The organism is Paenibacillus sp. J22P165 (genome assembly GCF_059692015.1).
Window position 1 is genome coordinate 507,018 of record NZ_JCAUAP010000004.1, and the last position, 19,136, is coordinate 526,153.

The following is a 19,136-nucleotide window of genomic DNA, read 5'->3' on the forward strand; positions in this document are numbered from 1 at the left end:
CGACTAGCATGATAGGGGAAAGTTTATGTTGGAATTTTGGACTGTTCACGGAAGGCGCTGGGTGTTTGGCCCGTGGATCTGCGAAATAACCTGGTAAAATATTTGTAATCTGGAATGCCAACGCGCTCGGATATTTCCTGTACTTGAAGTGTTGTTTCCTTCAGTAGCTTTTTAGCAGCTTGCATGCGATAGTGTGTGACGTAATCAGAGAAGTTACTGCCTGTTTGGGCTTTAAATAAATGACTAAAGTAGTTTGGACTTATTTGATGATGCTGGCACACATCAGTGACGCTGATCGGTTTGTGGAAGTGAGTATTGATATAATCAAGCGCATCCTGAATTTCAATGCGATAGTGATGATCCTTACTGGATAACACTTGAACGGTTCGTTTCCAGTGCATTAATCGAAGTAAGTAGGCTTCAACATCCTGGAGGACTTCAACTAGCTCAAGGGAATCGATAAGCGCCGTTGCACCTAACGGGTCATTCACTGTCCAATACTTGCTGAGCTCTTCAAGCCAGCTAATCAGCTGTGCGGGCTGAACATGCTGCTCTTGAATTTTACTGATGACTTCCTCATAGAGACTTCTTCGCAGACTGCTGTCATCTAGGAACGGGTTAATACTTTGCAAACTATTGTTTAAAGTTTGTTTCTGGGCTTCACCTAATGTGTGATAGGGTACGAAATGGGAATACGTGTACACCATGCCTAAATTATTGTAGAAGCGCTGTGAAGTAGCGCTAATAGCTTCATTAACTGCTTCTTTCAAGCGTGTAGGGAGTTGACCATGATCCAAAGAAATTCTCTTTGCCTTACTGAAACCACTAGTCACGGTAAAGGGCAAATAAAGCTTGATAAATTCATTTATTCTTTGAAACAAGGCATAGACTTGCGACTCCGCTTGCTCCATTTGATAGGCTGAATCCCAATGAAGCCATAAACAAAGTGAGTTCTCTTCTGTCCAAGGGAATAGATTGCCATTGTAGTGGGTTGAACTAACCTCTTCGATCATCTGCATCAATACATACTTGAATAAGGAAATATCGCGAGAATGAAAGGTTTGTTTCAGTTCAGGAAATTTATCAATTTCCAGGTAGGCAATCGTAAATCCATAAGATAACGGATGAAGCTCAAGCATGGTGAATTCCTTATATAGGGATTCTGGCGTAGCATACATCTGGTCCATCACATTCATGATGAATTGTTTGCGAAGCAGAGGTTTACTTTGCTGGAAGCGATGACGTTCTTGTATTTTTTCTAGTAATAATTCGCGGTCTAATTCAATCTCTTTTCGAGCGCGTTCAAGCAGGTCGAGGAGCTCGCGATGACCGGAAGTAATTTTTAAGAGATAGCCAATCGCTCCAAGTTGAACTGCTTTGCGAGCGAAATCGAATTCTTGATAGTTGGACAAGATGATGACTTTTACACGTGGCATTAAGGTTTTCAAGTGTTCAGTCAACTGCAGTCCGTCCATCCTAGGCATGACGATGTCGGTAATGACGATGTCGGGATTAAGCTGTTTGCACAGTTCTAGGGCCTCTTCGCCATCTTCTGCTTCCCCCACGATTTCAAATCCGTTCTCAGCGAGCGGAAATCCGATACGGAACCTTTCCCGTACTAAGTCTTCATCATCCACGATAATGCAACGTATATTTTCGCTTATAATCACATTCGATTTCATAAGCTGTCATCTCCTTTCATAGCTGGCATGAGAAGTTCAACCCGAGTGCCTAATCCTTCCTGACTCGAAATACTTAATCCATATTCCTTCCCATAGTGAAGCTGGTAACGCTCATGTACGTTTCGTAAACCAATTGAATTAAATCCACTTGGCCTAGCAGGCGAAGGGGCTCCTAAGTTATCAATTAGCAGCTGCGCGAGCCGCTCTGTGGGTATCCCTGTACCGTTGTCTTCCACAAATAATAGTATTGTGGTTTTGCCATTCGTGAAGCCGCCTCCGATGGTTATGATGCCTTCGCCTTTTTTCTTACCTTTGATACCATGGAATATCGCATTTTCGACGATTGGTTGCAAGGAGAGCTTCAGCATTTTGTAGGATAGTAATTCATCATCAAAGGAATAGTGTACCTCAAACTTATGTTGGTAACGTATTTGCTGGAGATAGACATATTGTTCAAGACCTTCTAGTTCCGCGCTTAACTCTGTAAATTCAAGCCCATGATCCATTGTATATTGAAACAACCGTACGAGCGCATTCAAAACTTTGGGAATCTCATCTGTGCGATTCAGGTCGACAAGTGCGTTAATCGAGTTTAGTGTATTGTATAGAAAATGCGGATTAATTTGCGATCGCAGTGCTTTGAGTTCAAATTTCTTTTTAGCTTTCTCAATGAGTACTTTTTCATCAACTAAGGTTTCAATCCGGTCGAGCATTTCATTAAAGGAGTCTGCTAAGGATAGAAATTCATCCTGACGTTTAAGACGGATACGGATATGCAGATTGCCATTTTTAATCCGATTCATCTGAATGATTAACTTTTGGATCGGTTGATTAATCGACCTCGCCAAGTAGAGAGACAGGATGAACACGATTAAGGTGAAGACACCTGCGAACCAAAGTGTATAATTTTTAAACTTTTCCACTTCACCCAAGAAACGATCTTTATTAACGAAGTGCAGCAATTTCAATTTGAACAAATCCGGTGTACTGATCCGTACGATATATTCATCATTATGGATATTAACAATTTTGGTCTCATTATTTGCTGTGTAAACGAGTTCCTGTAGAGCGGGAAACAGTTCGGAGTATTCCTGCTGTTGAAAGGTGCCACGCAGCTTGATGTCACTGAGAATGGGACGAAGCTCACTATTAAACACGAGTGTAGAAATTTCCTTATCAATGTTACTGTCCATAAATAATTTGTTGATTTTCTCGGAGTTGATATCGATCGCAAGTATACCTTTGATTTCAGTTCCTTGTCTGACATTGGCTGTGACTGTACTAATGAGACCTTTGGATGGAGAGTAGTATGGCCCGATGTAGTTGATTATTTTGCTGCCTGTCTGGTTAATAATGTAATCTGAGATGTCAGCTGGAACCGTATAAGTGCCACTGGATTGAATAACATGGCCTGAAGGCTCTATAAAAAATAAACTCTGTGTCAGAGGGTATAGTGAGTAATTGTACGTTTTGAGAATATTAGCGATTTCCTTCTCCGTTAAATTGGATTGGGCAATCTCACTAGAAATTAAAGAAAGTGCTTGTTGTAAATCACTCGTTGTTCTTGCTAATTGTTCCTCGGTCCGATCTGCTAGTATTTCCATTCGCTCTAACTGACTTTGCGTTACAATTTGGAGTGTGTATCGGTAAGCGAATAAGCCTAATAGTAGTACGGCTGCAATAACGACGGTTGAATTTAGGATGAAAATTTTAAAACGAATGCGTTTAGTGGAACGCAGATAATGTTGAATGATTCCCATGTTGCACCTGTCCTGTTTCGTAATCGTTCCTATAAGTAATTGTTAAGCAAGCAAGGGTGCATGTCAATGTATTTTGGGGTGTCCATAGATTAATCCACACAGTTTGTAGAATTCTTATATACGAAGCATCTTTGAGCTAGTCTATGATCGATCCGTTTCCATAGATTTATCCACCTCGTTTATAGTAGGGTGGGATACTGCACAAGGTTTACGATTGCTACAATTAACTTGTAAACAAAATCAAACTAGTAAATAAGGGGAGTCGAACACATTGAACAAAAAAGTCAAAACGTCGGCATTGGCAGTTTTAGCCTTATGTACAACGATCGTGTCCGCTGGCTGTTCCAATAACGCTGCAGAACCTGCACAAAGCGTTGCTCCAGCAACAAGCAAACCTACTGCTCAGCAGCCGCCAAAAACGGTTAAAGTTGTACTGCCTTCAGCTAGAGCGGAAGATGAAGCTTTCTATAAGTCAGAAGTTAAGAAGTTTATGGACAAAAATCCAGACGTTAAAGTTGATTTGCAAATGAATCCTTCCGCACAATATAACAATGCGGTGCAATTGATGTTTGCGACAAATGAAGGGCCAGATGTATTTTTCATCGTAGGAGGAAAAGCGCAGTGGCAGCTTGCTTCCGATAATGGTTGGATTCAACCAATTGATGAATATTTGACGCCGGAATTCAAAGCGAGATACCCGCAAGGTACTTTCGACAAGGATAGCTGGTTGCGTTATAAAGACAAGGTGATTGGCGTGCCTTTGGCGGATCCGCGTTACAGTAAAGTTAGACCTTTATTCTACAATGTCGACATTTTGAAACAATACGGCATTGATACACCTCCGAAAACGTATTCCGAATTCAAGAATATGTCTGCAAAAATCACCAAAGAAGGCAAAGGACAAGTGTATGGGACTTCCATCATGGGCAAAGACCTTGGGGCTTTCTCCGCTACCATTGCAGGCTTCGCTGTATCTAACGAGGGTGGGGTTCTTCAACAAGAAGGAGATTGGCCGATTAGCCTCCTAACGGGTCAGGCAAATGCCGCTTCCATGGCTCCTGCGGTAGAGATCTTCAGAGATTTGAATGCACAGAAAGTATTGGCACCTGGTTGGGAGAACTGGGATCCAGCGCAAATGCATCAGCAATTTGCAGCAGGCAAAGTGGCGATGTTCGTTGGAGCTGCGTGGCAAGCTGCTGAAATTATAAAACTGAAACCAGATATTAAGCTTGGTATTGCTGCAGCACCAGTACCTGATACAGGACGTAAAGGCTTTAGAGATGTGCCTACACCAGCTGAGCCTAAGTTCGTAATCGGATCTGGCTCCAAGGTGAAGGATGCAGCTTGGAAAGTACTTGATTATTTCGGATCTGCTGAATTCCAAAAATCATACTTCCAGTCTTCCAAGGAAATGGTAGTTATTCCTAAGGCATATGATGGTATTGAGTTGGATAGTGTATCGAAACAAGTGTTGCAAGTGATGAACGAGACCTTACGTTTGGCACCGCATGTGAGCTTGAAAAATGTGGATATGGATAAGTTGTCCAAACCAATCGCTGACGGACTGCCAAAACCAAGAATTAAAGACCTTGGCGTGAAAGCGATTATCAATAATGAAGATGTGAAAGCTGTATTTAGTGACTATGACAAGAAAGTTAATCAACTAATTGAAGCAGAAATGAAAAAGGCTCGTGATGGCGGAAGTAAAATCACAATCGATGACCTGAAATTCTCAGATTGGGATCCAATGAAAGATTATCTTAGAAAATAAGTGATTTCGTGGGGAGATTCCCTCAAGAGTGAATAATCGCTTGAGTGGAATCTCTTTTCACCTAATGGCTCGGGAAAAGGAGTGGAAGGAATGAACGCACACCAAGAGAGGACATTACCATCCTCGACCTCAGTAATTGGAAGTAGAACATCGACATCTGCTTTATGGAGACGGATCAAGCTGCATCGCTGGCATTACTTGTTTATATTACCTATGCTGGTTTTATTTCTTATGTTTTCAATATGGCCTATTGTTGGCAGCTGGTACTACGCTTTCTTTGACTGGGACGGGACAGGAAGACCAACGAACTTTATTGGTTTCGCCAATTTTATAGAGATCTATACAGATCCAGGATTTTGGAATGCTTTCAAAGTTACCTTCTCATTTGCAATAAGTAATGTATGCATTCAATTACCGCTAGCGTTAATTGTGGCTGTAATACTTAATCACCCTGGCGTAAAAGGAAGAAATATTTACCGTTTGCTGATCTTTTTGCCAGTGATCTCGACGACAGCTGTTGTCGGTATCGTATTCGTCATTTTGTTAAATCCGCTTGGCGGGCCAATTAACGATGTGTTGTTGAAAATGGGATTGATCGATAGCCCGATTAATTTCCTCGGGTCTCAGAAACTAGCATTACCTACCTTATTGTTTATTTCGCTATGGAAAAGCTTTGGTACGCCGCTCATTTATTGGCTTGCAGGCTTACAAACCATTCCTGCAGAACTGTATGAAGCTGCGAAAATCGATGGAGCCGGCGCTGTTCAACGTTTTACACGTATTACGATTCCGTTGCTCGTGCCGATCGGTATTATCATTGTCTTGTTGACATTCATAGGCAATCTTCATCCCTTTGACTTAGTCAAAACGATGACGGAAGGCGGACCAGTCAAATCCACTGATGTCATTGATACCTATATTTATCGCTATGCGTTCGAAACAACGGAGTACTCGACTACACGTTATGGTTTCGCATCTGCTGCGGGGATCGTTTTTAGTATGGCCGTATTTCTAGTTGTACTTGTTCAAGCGGCTGTTATGAAGAAAGTAAGACCTGGTAAAGGAGGACAATCGGCATGAGAACACTACGTACGGGTAAAACATTGGCACAGACCGCCATGCATCTTCTCTTTATTGGGATTACCTTCTTGTGGAGTTATCCGTTCTTGTGGATGATTTCCTCCGCGTTCAAATCGCAAGGTGAAATGTTTCTCGGCGGCTTACGATTAATTCCAAAGGAACCGACCTTAGTGAATTTTAGTCGAGCATGGGAAAGCGCCAAGTTCTACTTATACTTTTTTAACACAGTATTCGTTACCTTGATGGTTATCTTAGTCGTACTTCTTGTTTCATCATTGGCTGGTTACGCGCTCGGTCGCGGTAATATGCCAGGAAAGAAGATCATTCTAGCTGCGCTTGTTGTGGCAATGTTTTTGCCGAAGGGTTTTACAATTATTCCGTTATTTGAGCTGATTGTAAAATTAGGCTTTAACAACAGTCTCATGGGCGTTGTATTAGCCGAAGCGGGACCCTCCAATGTGGTTTCTATTCTGCTGTTCATGGGCTTTTTCGCTTCGATTCCCAAAGAGGTTGAAGAGTCTGGTGTCATGGACGGTGCGAGTCAACCTCGTATCTTCTTCAATATTATGCTGCCTTTAACTAAGCCTATCATAGCGACGGTTAGCATTTTCACCTTTATTGCTGCATGGAATGCTTTCTTAGTGCCATTGATCTTTACCTTAGGTAAACCAGAGCTTCGAACGCTTGGGGTTGGAATGTATAACTTCTTTGGTACGAACACAGTGGATTGGACGGGAATTGCAGCGGGGGCATGTATGTCCTTGATTCCAATTATCATCGTTTTCTTATTCCTACAAAGATACTTTATTGAGGGAATTGCGGGTTCGATCAAAGGATAACGGCTAGATATAGGTAGCAAATGAGATGGGAGAGATTACTGACATGTTTTATACGATAGAAAAGCTAGATAAACGAATTGCCGAGCTCTCAGAATATCGTTATAGAGATGCTATTGCCATTCGTTCTCTGCAATGTGCATGGGATGAGGAGGGGAATATTGGAGAACGACCTCCAACTGCATTTGAACAACAAGCGCTGCAGTTAGGTGACTCATGGGAAGGCAATGATACGTACCTTTGGCTCCGTACGGAGATAAAAGCTCCTGAAGCTTGGCAGGGAAGAAAAATTGTCGGCCGTTTCGACTTTGGTACCTCCGGTCCCAATCATATATCGGGATTTGAATCGCTGCTCTATGTAAATGGCGTACCTTATCAAGGCGTGGATACGAACCATCAAGAGGTGTTGCTGCCGCAAGCTTGCACGATGGAGACGCACACACTCGTTTTCCGCTTGTGGTCAGGTTTGAAGGGCTACGGCAGCTGGGGTCCACGGAATAAAGCAGAGCATAAAATTCTCAAGGCAGAGTTGACGTGGCTGGATGAAACCGCAGATGATGTATTCTTTACAGCAAAAGCGGCGTTGGAAACGATTAAACGTCTTCCTGAAAACAGTGCAGACAAGCAAACGCTGCTTGCAGCGGTGAATAAAGCATTTTTGCAAATCAACTGGGCAGAACCTGGGTCTCCAGCGTTCTATGAGAGCGTTGCAGCTGCGAGTGCTGTTCTTCGTAGTGAGCTTGATTCGCTAGACAAGAACTCTGCGATTACCGTTCATTGTGTAGGGCATACGCATATTGACGTAGCCTGGTTGTGGCAATTGAAACATACGCGTGAGAAATGCGCGCGTTCCTTCTCAACCGTGCTCCGATTGATGGAGCAGTATCCGGAGTACTTGTTTTTACAAACGCAGCCGCAACTGTACGAATATATGAAAGAAGATTATCCAGAAATTTATGAACAAATTCGCACCCGAGTCCAAGAAGGAAGATGGGAAGCGGACGGTGCGATGTGGTTGGAGCCGGATTGCAATCTGACTTCAGGTGAATCCTTGGTTAGACAAATCTTGTACGGAACGCGATTCCTTCGTGAGGAATTTGGCGTGGAATGCAGCTACTTGTGGTTGCCCGACGTATTCGGTTACAGCTGGGCGTTACCGCAAATCCTGCAAAAATCAGGCATTCATACATTCATGACAACAAAAATCAGCTGGAATCAATACAATCGCATGCCGCATGACACTTTTATGTGGCGGGGGATTGATGGTACAGAGATTTTGACCCATTTTATTACAACACCAGAACCTAATAATACGATTTACACATATAACGGTATGGTTACCCCAGAAACGGTACAGGGTATTTGGGATAATTATAAGGATAAGGCGCTCAACAAGGATTTGCTGCTTTGTTATGGGTATGGAGACGGCGGCGGTGGTGTAACTCGCGAGATGTTGGAAATGCGCAGACGTTTGGATGTGCTGCCTGGCTTACCGAATGTGAAGACGAGTCGGGCTGATGATTACTTCGCAGGACTTCAGGAGCGGGTCGCACAAAGTGACGAATATGTCCATACGTGGGATGGCGAGCTATATTTGGAGTATCATCGCGGGACGTACACAAGCCAAGCACGCAATAAGCTTTTGAATCGTAAAGCGGAGCTTCTATTGAGAGAAAGTGAATTTACTTTCGTTCTAGAAGGACTACTAAAAGAAAATTGGTCCAAGTATCCAAGGGAGGAACTGTTAAAGATTTGGAAAACAGTTCTGCGAAATCAGTTTCATGATATTTTGCCAGGAACGTCGATTCGTGAGGTGTATACAGATAGTTGGAAAGAATACGAAGAAGCGGATCACTCCCTTGTTCGTTTGTGGAAGCAAGCATTGGCAGAGCTTACTCGGATTGAGGAGTCCCAAGCAAGCACGTATACCATCTATAACTCAGCATCATGGGATCGCGGGGAATCCGTGTACATCCCTGAAGCTAATTCAAATGGGACATGGCTAGGTACCAATGGGTCTGAACTGCTGGCTCAGCGCAGCGGAGATGGCTGGATCGTTCAAACGAACAGCGTGCCTGCGATGGGGATGACGGAGATTCATTTTCAGGCAGGAGAAAATAAAAGTGAACCTGCACATGAGTTTGGCTTCCAAGCTAATAGCCTAACTACACCGTTCTATGATTTGGAGTGGAATACATACGGTCAACTGACTCGTATCTATGACAAAGAGAATGATCGAGAAGTGCTTAAAGCTGGTGAATACGGGAACGTTTTGCAGGTGTTTGAGAATAAGCCGCTGCGTGATGACGCATGGGGAATCGACATCTATTACGGGGAAAAGAAACGCGAAGTGACGGAGTTAGTTTCCGTCGAACTGAAGGAAGTTGGCCCCGTTAGGGCAGTTGTTCGTTTTGCATGGACATTCGGCCAATCACAGATCACCCAAGAGCTAATTGTCTATACACATAGCCGTCGAATTGATTTCCAAACGAATGCGAATTGGCATGAACGTGAGCAAATGTTGAAGGTCGCTTTCCCAGTGAGCATTCGCTCGACGGAAGCAACGTATGATATTCAGTACGGCAATGTGAAGCGTCCGACGCACTGGAACACAAGTTGGGATTACGCGCGATTTGAAACGGTTGGCCAACAATGGGCAGACTTATCTGAACATGGTTATGGGGTCAGTTTGTTGAATGATTGCAAATATGGCTACGATATCAAAAATCACGTCATGCGCTTATCACTCATTAATTCCCCGGTATTTCCGGATTCAGAGGCAGACCGCGGTGAGCATCAATTCACTTATGCGCTATTGCCACATGCTGGTGACTGGAGAGAGGGAGAGACTGTGCGTGAAGCATGGTCTTTAAATAGTCCACAAACGGTTGCGGTTGGCGGAACTTCGCACGCTGGCTTGTCGTTATTTACGCTTTCTTCGCCACATGCCTTCATTGATACTGTGAAAAAGGCCGAAGATGAGAACGCAGTTATCCTGCGCATTCATGAATTCGCCGGGGCTAGGGGCCAACTAGAGATCACGAGCAGTTTGCCAATACGCGGATGGGCAAAGTGCGATCTCATGGAACGTATTGAAACCGATAAGCAAGACAGCAGCATCATCAGCTGCACGATGAATCCATATGAAATTAAGACGTTTGTGGTGTATTTTTAAATCGGAGACGAAAAGAGTGAATGGCATGCAAGGTGCTAATGAGAAGTTGAGTAGCAGGCCGCATAAACTTGCTTCCAACCGAGTATGGCGAACGTATCATGGTGGAAAAATGCTGGAAGCCTGGCAAGGTGAAGAGCATCCCAAAGACAATGCCATGCCTGAAGAGTGGATTGCTTCTGTGGTACGAGCTCGCAATGTTGGTAGAGAGCATATCGTTGAGGGCCTAAGCAAGGTTCTGACGGAAGGTGATGAAGAAGTTACGTTGCAAGATTTGATAGCAGCGGATCCGGTAGGTTTTCTTGGTGGGCGTCATCATGAGCAATATGGCACCGAGACAGGTGTACTAGTCAAGGCATTGGATGCGGCTGAACGATTGACGATTCAGGTCCATCCGAATCGTGTCATGGCACAGGAGATCTTTCAGTCACAATTTGGCAAGACAGAAGCCTGGTATATCCTTGGAGGCAGGGAAATAGAGGGACAGCCCCCCTATATTCTATATGGGTTTAAGCCAGGCATGACACGCGACATCTGGGAGAAATTGTTCTGGGATCAAGATATTGAAGGAATGATTCAAGCCTTACACAAAATTGAGGTGCAGCCGGGTCAGGTGTTTCTAGTAGAAGGCGGGATGCCGCATGCTATTGGCTCGGGTTGCTTTCTAATTGAAATACAAGAGCCAACGGACTATACGATTCGCATAGAAAGAACAACACCAACCGGTCGTGTGATTCCTGACGCAATGTGTCACCAAGGTGCGGGCTTTGACCGCATGTTCGATTGCTTCCATTACGAAACTTACAGCTTAGAAGAGATTACGTCCCGGTATCGTTTGCAGCCGAAGCTTATACAGAAGACGGAGAGCTTCGAGAAATATGCGCTCCTCTCTTATGATGATACACCGTACTTTGGATTGGAATCGATCGATATTAAGAAACGATATGCCTTGCATCAGCATGGCGAGTTTTCCGTATTAGTTGTTGCAGAAGGTACAGGAACGCTCTCTTGGGAAAATGGCCGTTTATGCGTTAAGCGAGGGGATCAAATATTTTTACCTGCAGGTTTGGATGCGCTTGTATGCGAAAGTGAACATGCGAACGAGCCGCTGCATCTATTGCGATGCTTACCGCCACGCACCTAAGCAAACCTCCTCGTCATTCACAAAATACGGAGAATATGATACTATTGTTCGTACAAAGGACATACGAGGTGCACGATGCAACAATTAAATCGGGATTTACCCATTCCGTTATATTATCAAATTTTTCAAATGCTCGAGGCCGAAATTCTGGATGGGACAAGGAAATCAGGTGATTACTATTCCACAGAATTGGAGCTTCAGGAACGCTTTCAGGTCAGCAGGGCGACCATTCGGAATGCACTCACCATGCTTGAGAACAGTGGTCATATTAACCGGATTACAGGCAAAGGGATTTTCCTTGCTCCAGAGAAGCTGAAAGTAGATTTACCGAATCTGCTTAGCTTTAGTGAAGAAATGAAGAGACGAGGCATGACGCCAGGTTCGCATCTTCTTGCTGTTGCCCGTATGGATCCTCCGAAGGCAGTCGCTACAGCGTTAGCTTTAGGTCAAGAGGAGCAGGTTGTACTGGTGAATCGTATCCGTACAGGGAATCAGACGCCTATTGTATTTTCACAAGCCTATCTGCCAATGTCGCTTGGTATGAGCCAAGCATTGGATTATTCAGGATCTCTATATGAATTAATTCAGCAACAGACGGGTCGAAGTGTGAGCGAAGCCCATCATGTTATCGAAGGTGCTGTGTTGGAAGGAGAGTCTGCGGAGCATCTTGGACTCGATGCAGGATTCCCGGCATTACGGTTTCATCGAACCGCATTTGATGAATCCGGCCGCCCCTTGGTTTACGAAGATGGTATCATACGAGCTGATATGTATTCGTACGAGATTCGACTAAAAAAAGGCTTTGAAAGCTAAGACAACGCAAAGTAAAAGATCGTTTGTCCAACTCGTTCTTGAGGGATAAACGATCTTTTTTCGTGGCTTTGGGTCAGCTTTAAAAATAAAGATAGACAAAAAGGGGAGACGTCGCCTAATATAATTAATATGATTGTACGTACAAACGTATTTTAATTGTACAAGGTGGCGCGAATCCAATAATTAAAATCATAAATAGAAGGGGATGCACGAACAAGTGGGTGCTAAGTTTATTACAGGCATCGCATTACCCGTAGATGGCGGCTGGAGCGCGCAATAAAATAACCAAAGGAGTGTTACCAATGACAACAATAAACAATGAGGCTTACCGTGCTTTAGAAACGAATTATATGGATGGCGTACAGAAAGTAATTCAACGTGTTGAGCAGACACAGATGGATGCGATCGATCGGGCAGCGGAGCTATGTTTTCAAAGCATTCATAAGGATGGCTTGGTTCACTTATTCGGCAGTGGTCATTCACGGATGGCTGTAGAAGAAATGTATCCTCGTTACGGAAGCTTCCCTGGGTTCCATCCCATGGTGGAGCTGTCGCTGACGAATCATCATGCGGTGGTGGGCAGCAATGGTCAGCGTCAGGCGATGTTTTTGGAAAATGTAGAAGGTTTTGGACGTGTAATTGCCGATAATTTTCATTATGGCCCGCATGACAGCATCATTTTATTCTCCCATAGTGGTGCCGGTAGTGTTGTCATCGATATCGCGTTAGCCATGAAAGAGCGGCAGATTCCTATTGTCGCGGTGACTTCCGTGGGACATAGTCAACTTAGTAAATCCAAGCATAGCACGGGCTGCAGGTTATTTGAGCTTGCGGATATTGTAATTGATAACGGCGCAGTTCCAGGTGATGCAATGGTCAAAATAGAAGGGCTCCATACGCCGGTTGGCCCTGGTTCGACGATTGGCAACACGATTATCGTAAATTTGATTAAATGTAAAGTTGCTCAAAAGCTTACAGATGCAGGCAAGCCTCCGAAAGTTATCACGAGTGCCATTTTCGTAGGTGATGAAGCTTCCAAGGAGTTGTTTAACGCTTCCTACGATGAGTACTGGCGGACGACAAGATCGATCTAATGAAGGAAGGTGGTTTAGCAGTAAGCGCGAATCAGAAAAGTGTTGATGTTCTTGTGCTCGCAGAATGACAAGGTTGATTATGTAAGGGAGGTTTTTTTGCCGGGAAAAATCCTTCCATGAATTGATCACGTTCTTCCCCGAAATTATCATAGACAGTGCAAAAAGCGAGGGCTAAGATGGTATCATAGAGGATAATTGGCAGTAGGTTGTCTGACAAGGGGGAACCGGCGATGTATAAAATTCTGGTTGTGGATGATGAACCGACAGTGAGTTCGGGAATTAAAAGTTATTTGATGAGATCAGAACTAAGCATAGAACATGTGGAAACAGCCTTAAATGGCTTTGAGGCTTTGGATTGTTTACGCATGGACATGTACGATCTCGTTTTGACAGATATTCAGATGGGGATGATGAACGGGATTGAACTGATGGAGGCGATTCTTTTGGAACAGCCACATCTACCGGTTATCGTTATTTCGGCCCATGAGAAGTTTGATTTTGCCAAGAGAGCACTCAGGTTAGGTGCCAAGGATTATTTAATCAAGCCTGTTGAGCTGGACGAACTGATGCGAGTCGTGAGCAAAGCGCTCCAAGAGAAAAAGGAAATGGGTAGACTGACGTTGCAACGTCCCGAGGCGGATACAGCGCAAGATGGTCATTTGCTCAAAAAGAGACATGAAGCGCTCATCGAATTGGTAACAGAGACTGATCTCCAGGACAAAGATTATGAAGATCTCCTCCGTGAAATCGGCAGCTCACTTAAGGAACAAGGTCATTGGTATGGCATTGCTGCTGTTCATTTGAATTTGAGCAAGGGCGGATTTAGCAATCAAGAGATCACATTAATGGACCGTAAATTATTGAAATATGCCTCTGTCAATATTTTGGAAGAGAGCTTATCTGATTGGTGTGGCGTAGCTTTTTATGGTTTTGGAAATCAGCTAGTTTGCGTGATTCAATTGGAAGCGACTGACTCCGTGGATGCCAAACTGCCGATGAATTCCCAGCTTAATCTAATCGGCCAGACGATTATTTTTAACCTTAAACAGTATTTGAATGTGGATGTGACTGTCGGGATGAGTACGCTGAGCCTCGATTTGTCAATGCTTCCGAAGTTGATGGAAGAGGCGAATGCGGCGATTGAGTGGCGCAAGCTGCACCCCGATAATCATGTGCTTTATTATGAAGATATGTCGGCTTTGGGCAACATGAGAATGATGGAGTGGGCAGATAAGGTCGAAGAGCTTGTTCTTCACATGAAGACCGTGGATGAAGTGCAACTTTCTCAGGAGCTTCAGTCCGCTGTCAAAATATTGTCCAACTTGAGCACTCATTCAGAAGGATTGTTCCACAGCTGCTTTGGATTATTAGTGTACCGATTATATGGATTGCTATTTGATAATGGCCAAGAATCGAGCAGTAATTTCCGGCAATTTGATCCGGATGTTTATTTTAGAGGCATGGAAATTAGTCGAAAGGTAGCCTCTTTACAGGCGTATGTGCAAGGGCTTTCAGAAGTCATTCAGGCTTGTATTAGCGAGCGAGATCAGACGGTTGTGTCCCGCATATCCGCTTACATTTACAATCATTATGGCAATCACGAGCTTAAGATTCAGGATATTGCGGGAGAAGTTCATTTCAGCGCGGCATATGTCAGTTATTTATTCAAAAGAGAAACCAACAAAAACGTCTGGGACTTCGTGTCCGAAGTTCGGATCGAAGAAGCGAAGCGTTTACTTGCCGTTACAGATTTGAAGCGATATGAAATCTCGTATCAAGTGGGGTATCAGTCGCCTGAGCATTTCAGCCGAATGTTCAAGCGCTTCATCGGCATCTCCCCGGCTGATTATCGCAAAGAGATCAGGGGGAATTAAACTGAGGCTCCAATATAAGGTGATTGTTGCATTCTGTTTGTTTATCATCGGGCCATTTCTAATTGTCGGATGGATCTCCTTCTCACGAACCTCAGCTACGATTAAAGATGAGGTCGGGAAGACGATGCTTCAACTAGTCAAACAGAACCATGCTACGATAGAGAACACGCTATCTTCGGTCCGAGATAAGACGGTGACTTTTCTGGACAATCATTTTTTCAGCAATCAAAAGCAATTTGCATTCTGGACTCATATTCAGACGATCAATGCACTGAGTGAAGCGGATACGATTCTGGAGCGCTGGTCTTCGGATGGCACCGAATATGCGATTTATATGGAGAATAAAGGGAATCAACCGTTTCCGGTCAATGCTTTATATAAAAAGCAAGGACTGATCTATCTGGATAGCAGCAGTGCTTACCCGGAGTGGGCCTTACAGACACAAGCGGAAAAAGGCGCTGGAAGCCTTCGATTAGCTAAGTCAAGTTCAGGGCAGCCAACAGTGACGTTTACGAGAAGTATTTTGCACCCAGAAAAGTATGATGAATCGATAGGTTTTCTGGCCGTCTCCAAGTTGGAGGTGTTGTTAACCAAAAATCTCGTCTCAGTCCAACTGCCAGATCATGCTGGTGTATATCTCTTCGATAACCGCGATGAATTGCTGCTGAAAGTTGGTTCAGCTAACATGGAGCTGTCGGAATTACCAGAATCGATTCGTAACAAATCGTCAGGCTACTATTATTCAGAATCGAACAATCATAAGGATCTCTATGCGGTTTCGTATGAGTTTAACTTCCATACTAGACTCATCTATAAGATTCCTTTGGATTCCATTATGGGAAAACAAACGAGCTTTCAGCAGTTAATTATGGTGATGCTTGCGATTTATCTGATTCTCGTATTGCTGTTCGTCTTGTATTTACTGCGAAATATCATTAAACCTTTAGCACGTTTAGTAACTTTTACACGTGTGTATGAGTTAGGTAGACCCTTTGACTTCGGGAATTCATCCTCACGCTCTCGAACGGATGAATTTGGCGTTCTGTATACGGCATTTATTCGTATGACAGGCAGGCTGAATGAATCGATTGAAGAGAATTATGGGATGAAAATCAAACAAAAGGAACAGGAACTGAACACGCTACATTCCCAGATTACGCCGCATCTGCTATATAATACGCTGGACTCGATCTATTGGTATGCGTTGGAAAGCGGCAATGAGGATGTTGGGGGCATGGTTAAGGATTTATCCAAGTTGCTCCGAATTGGGCTAAGTAAAGGGAAAAGTTTGATTCCGATTAGTGAAGAGTTGGAGCATGTTCGTGCGTATATTCGGCTTCAAATGAAGCGCTATCCTGGGAATTTCGAAGTATTCTGGGACATCGAAGATGATCTCGAAGTGTTCAAAATGCCAAAAGTGATGATTCAACCACTTGTCGAAAACGCGATTTTCCACGGAATCCAGAGTATGGATGGGGAAGGTCATCTGTGGGTTCGTATGAAACGCGAAGGAGCTGAGATTCATATCACCGTTGAGGATAATGGATTTATTCCGGTGAATATCGATAAGCTTCGGATGATAGTCAGTGGGGAAATGGATGACAAAGGCTACGGCATTCGCAATGTTCATCAACGCATTCAGCTGCATTATGGTGATACTTATGGGTTGAGCTATCGTTTGAGGGATGGTGGCGGGCTTATAGCCACAATTGTTATCCCGATTCAGACAAGTGAATAAGGGTGATTTTGATCCGGCCTCGGGCCGGATTTTTTTTGTTGAATTGAACAATTCAGCGCGAGGGAAGGATGGGGTCGACCGGCGGTGCATGCCGCCTATTCTCAGGTTGGGCAGCGTGACGGGAGTCGCAGCGTTGTGACATTACTTGCTGAGGATTCATCACGTTCTTATACAGATACATCATCGAAATAGGGAGTCGCGTATCCTATACTAAATGTAACAGAGAAAGGAGTGGACGCAGTGAGAGAGACTACCGCACCTCCACGACAGGCAGGGCAGACTCGATATCAAGCAAGGGGAATCAAGTTTATACGAAACTTCTGGCAATTTAGAACGCTGACATTGATGATCGTGCCTGCAGCCCTCGTGCTATTGCTAAATAATTATTTACCGATGTTTGGGTTATTCATTGCCTTCAAGAAAATCAATTATGTCGATGGGATTTGGGGGAGTCCTTGGATTGGATTCGATAATTTCACATTTCTATTCAATAATGGATCCCTGTGGCGAATTGTACGAAATACAGTAGGCTACAGTATGACGTTTATGATAGTGAATTTGATTTTATCCGTGGGTATTGCTTTGGCACTCAATGAGCTCCGGAGCCGAATAGCGGTTAAGAGTTATCAGACCTTTCTGATCATGCCTCATTTTTTATCCATGATTGTCATTAGCTATCTCGTATATGCGTTCCTGCACCCGACACATGGTTTCATGAATGCCACTGTTCTGAAATGGTTGGGGAAAGAGCCGGTATCTTGGTACATGGTGAAGGAATATTGGCCTTTCATACTCACAATAGTCAGCGCTTGGAAAGGCGTCGGTATCGGGGCCGTGATCTACATCGCAGCTATCGCCGGCATTGACAATGAGTATTACGAGGCGGCAGTCATTGACGGAGCTTCGAAGTGGAAGCAAATGATGCATATCACCTTGCCTTCCATTATGCCAATTATCATTATCATTACAATTCTGAATATGGGACATGTGTTCAATTCAGACTTCGGATTATTTTATCAAGTACCTTTGGATTCTGGTGTCTTATATCCAGCCACCGATACCGTAGATACGTATGTGTATCGTGTTTTGACGCAACTGAATGATATCGGCATGTCCTCGGCAGCAGCGATGGTACAGTCGGTTCTCGGCTTCATTATGGTATTTCTGACGAATGGAGCGGTCCGTAGAATAAATTCGGATCAAGCTTTATTCTAATTGATTGGATAGGAAGTGAAAGGGATGGTCTCCAAATCGTATCGCAGGGAAAATCGAATTTCCCCACTGGCTGAGACGATATTTAATGTCATTTTCATCTTATTAGCGCTAGCTTGCCTACTACCTGTCATTCTCGTCATCATTGTATCCGTCACACATAGTGATTCTTTGATCAATGAAGGATACAGCTTTTTCCCTTCGAAATGGTCGTTGATTGCTTATAAGACTGTATTCAAGGATTTTACGACGATGGCAAATGCGTACAAAGTTTCTATTGGGATTACCGTCGTAGGCACCCTATTAAGTGTCTTACTGATGGCTTTATACGCGTATCCCTTATCTCGTAAGGATTATCCATATCGTAACGTGTTTACATTCTTTCTATTCTTCACGATGTTATTTAATGGTGGAATCGTGAGTCGTTATATGATTTACACCCAGACGCTTCATCTAAAAGACACTTATATGGCCTTGATCCTACCGCTTTTAATTGTTCCGTTCAATGTAATTATCATGCGCACATTTTTTCAGTCAACGATTCATCCCGCATTAATCGAATCTGCGCGTATTGATGGAGCAGGTGAACTACGTATCTTCTTACGCATTGTACTTCCCTTATCACTTCCAGTGCTCGCGACGATGGCCTTATTCTCAACGATTAATTATTGGAATGATTGGTTCAATGCCTTGCTCTTCATCAATAAGGAGCATATGTATCCCATACAGTTCCTCATGTTGCGTGTGCTGAAAGATGTTCAGTATATTCGTGAAAATCTGACAATAGCCGCTCAGAATCCAGAGTTGCTTAAGAATTTACCCAATGAGTCACTGCAAATGGCTTTAGCTTTTATTGCTATGGGCCCGATCCTCATTGTCTACCCGTTCTTTCAAAAATATTTCGTCAAAGGTTTAACTGTCGGTGCCGTCAAAGGTTGATCACTGTAATACCGACTGCGA

The 19,136-nt window shown here is 43.8% G+C and carries 13 protein-coding genes; 11 read left to right on the forward strand and 2 right to left on the reverse strand.

The features are described from left to right. Positions 1-23: 23 nt before the first annotated feature. Positions 24-1,682 (reverse strand): response regulator transcription factor, encoded by a 1,659-nt coding sequence (locus AC58QM_RS12350; RefSeq protein WP_497284276.1) that lies wholly within the window; start codon positions 1,680-1,682, stop codon positions 24-26. Further along, entirely contained in the window at positions 1,679-3,442 is a 1,764-nt protein-coding gene (locus tag AC58QM_RS12355; protein ID WP_497284278.1) for a sensor histidine kinase, read from the reverse strand. Before AC58QM_RS12355 ends, AC58QM_RS12350 begins: the two co-directional genes overlap by 4 nt. 271 nt (positions 3,443-3,713) lie before the next feature. Here AC58QM_RS12355 and AC58QM_RS12360 point away from each other — a divergent pair, with 271 nt between their 5' ends. From AC58QM_RS12360 to AC58QM_RS12410, 11 genes are all read left to right on the forward strand, one after another. Next, complete coding sequence (locus AC58QM_RS12360; RefSeq protein ID WP_497284280.1) at positions 3,714-5,213, forward strand: ABC transporter substrate-binding protein; 1,500 nt, start codon at positions 3,714-3,716, stop codon at positions 5,211-5,213. A 90-nt stretch (positions 5,214-5,303) separates the two neighbouring features. Then, on the forward strand, positions 5,304-6,293 hold the full coding sequence (locus tag AC58QM_RS12365; protein WP_310226416.1) for a carbohydrate ABC transporter permease: 990 nt from the start codon (positions 5,304-5,306) through the stop codon (positions 6,291-6,293). Then, on the forward strand, positions 6,290-7,132 hold the full coding sequence (locus AC58QM_RS12370) for a carbohydrate ABC transporter permease (RefSeq protein ID WP_497284282.1): 843 nt from the start codon (positions 6,290-6,292) through the stop codon (positions 7,130-7,132). The genes AC58QM_RS12365 and AC58QM_RS12370 overlap by 4 nt, the downstream gene beginning before the upstream one ends. Before the next feature lie 43 nt (positions 7,133-7,175). After that, positions 7,176-10,304, forward strand: coding sequence for an alpha-mannosidase (locus tag AC58QM_RS12375; RefSeq protein ID WP_497284284.1), 3,129 nt, complete (start codon positions 7,176-7,178; stop codon positions 10,302-10,304). Positions 10,305-10,329: 25 nt separating this feature from the next. Continuing rightward, positions 10,330-11,445 (forward strand): class I mannose-6-phosphate isomerase, encoded by a 1,116-nt coding sequence (locus AC58QM_RS12380; protein WP_497284475.1) that lies wholly within the window; start codon positions 10,330-10,332, stop codon positions 11,443-11,445. A gap of 75 nt (positions 11,446-11,520) precedes the next feature. Then, entirely contained in the window at positions 11,521-12,258 is a 738-nt protein-coding gene (locus AC58QM_RS12385; RefSeq protein WP_497284286.1) for a GntR family transcriptional regulator, read from the forward strand. Between the two features lie 302 nt (positions 12,259-12,560). Beyond that, positions 12,561-13,352 carry a sugar isomerase domain-containing protein gene (locus AC58QM_RS12390; RefSeq protein WP_497284288.1) on the forward strand — a complete coding sequence of 264 codons (792 nt, stop codon included), beginning with the start codon at positions 12,561-12,563 and terminating at the stop codon, positions 13,350-13,352. Between the two features lie 230 nt (positions 13,353-13,582). Then, positions 13,583-15,226, forward strand: a complete 1,644-nt coding sequence (locus tag AC58QM_RS12395; RefSeq protein ID WP_497284290.1) for a response regulator transcription factor — start codon at positions 13,583-13,585, stop codon at positions 15,224-15,226. Between the two features lie 19 nt (positions 15,227-15,245). Further along, the gene (locus AC58QM_RS12400; protein WP_497284292.1) at positions 15,246-16,964 is read left to right on the forward strand and encodes a sensor histidine kinase; all 1,719 of its coding nucleotides are present in this window, start codon (positions 15,246-15,248) and stop codon (positions 16,962-16,964) included. A gap of 240 nt (positions 16,965-17,204) precedes the next feature. Next, positions 17,205-18,179: an ABC transporter permease gene (locus tag AC58QM_RS12405; protein ID WP_497284294.1), complete on the forward strand. Its 975-nt coding sequence runs from the start codon at positions 17,205-17,207 to the stop codon at positions 18,177-18,179. A 24-nt stretch (positions 18,180-18,203) separates the two neighbouring features. Beyond that, a complete protein-coding gene (locus AC58QM_RS12410; RefSeq protein WP_497284296.1) occupies positions 18,204-19,115 on the forward strand; it encodes a carbohydrate ABC transporter permease in 912 nt (303 codons plus the stop codon). Positions 19,116-19,136 lie beyond the last annotated feature (21 nt).

Bases quoted from the DNA above. Each gene is read 5' to 3' on its own strand.
- AC58QM_RS12390 (WP_497284288.1), top strand. From the start codon at position 12,561: ATGACAACAATAAACAATGAGGCTTACCGTGCTTTAGAAACGAATTAT.
- AC58QM_RS12380 (WP_497284475.1), top strand. From the start codon at position 10,330: ATGCAAGGTGCTAATGAGAAGTTGAGTAGCAGGCCGCATAAACTTGCT.
- AC58QM_RS12410 (WP_497284296.1), top strand. From the start codon at position 18,204: ATGGTCTCCAAATCGTATCGCAGGGAAAATCGAATTTCCCCACTGGCT.
- AC58QM_RS12355 (WP_497284278.1), bottom strand. From the start codon at position 3,442: ATGGGAATCATTCAACATTATCTGCGTTCCACTAAACGCATTCGTTTT.
- AC58QM_RS12395 (WP_497284290.1), top strand. From the start codon at position 13,583: ATGTATAAAATTCTGGTTGTGGATGATGAACCGACAGTGAGTTCGGGA.
- AC58QM_RS12385 (WP_497284286.1), top strand. From the start codon at position 11,521: ATGCAACAATTAAATCGGGATTTACCCATTCCGTTATATTATCAAATT.
- AC58QM_RS12365 (WP_310226416.1), top strand. From the start codon at position 5,304: ATGAACGCACACCAAGAGAGGACATTACCATCCTCGACCTCAGTAATT.
- AC58QM_RS12375 (WP_497284284.1), top strand. From the start codon at position 7,176: ATGTTTTATACGATAGAAAAGCTAGATAAACGAATTGCCGAGCTCTCA.
- AC58QM_RS12350 (WP_497284276.1), bottom strand. From the start codon at position 1,682: ATGAAATCGAATGTGATTATAAGCGAAAATATACGTTGCATTATCGTG.
- AC58QM_RS12370 (WP_497284282.1), top strand. From the start codon at position 6,290: ATGAGAACACTACGTACGGGTAAAACATTGGCACAGACCGCCATGCAT.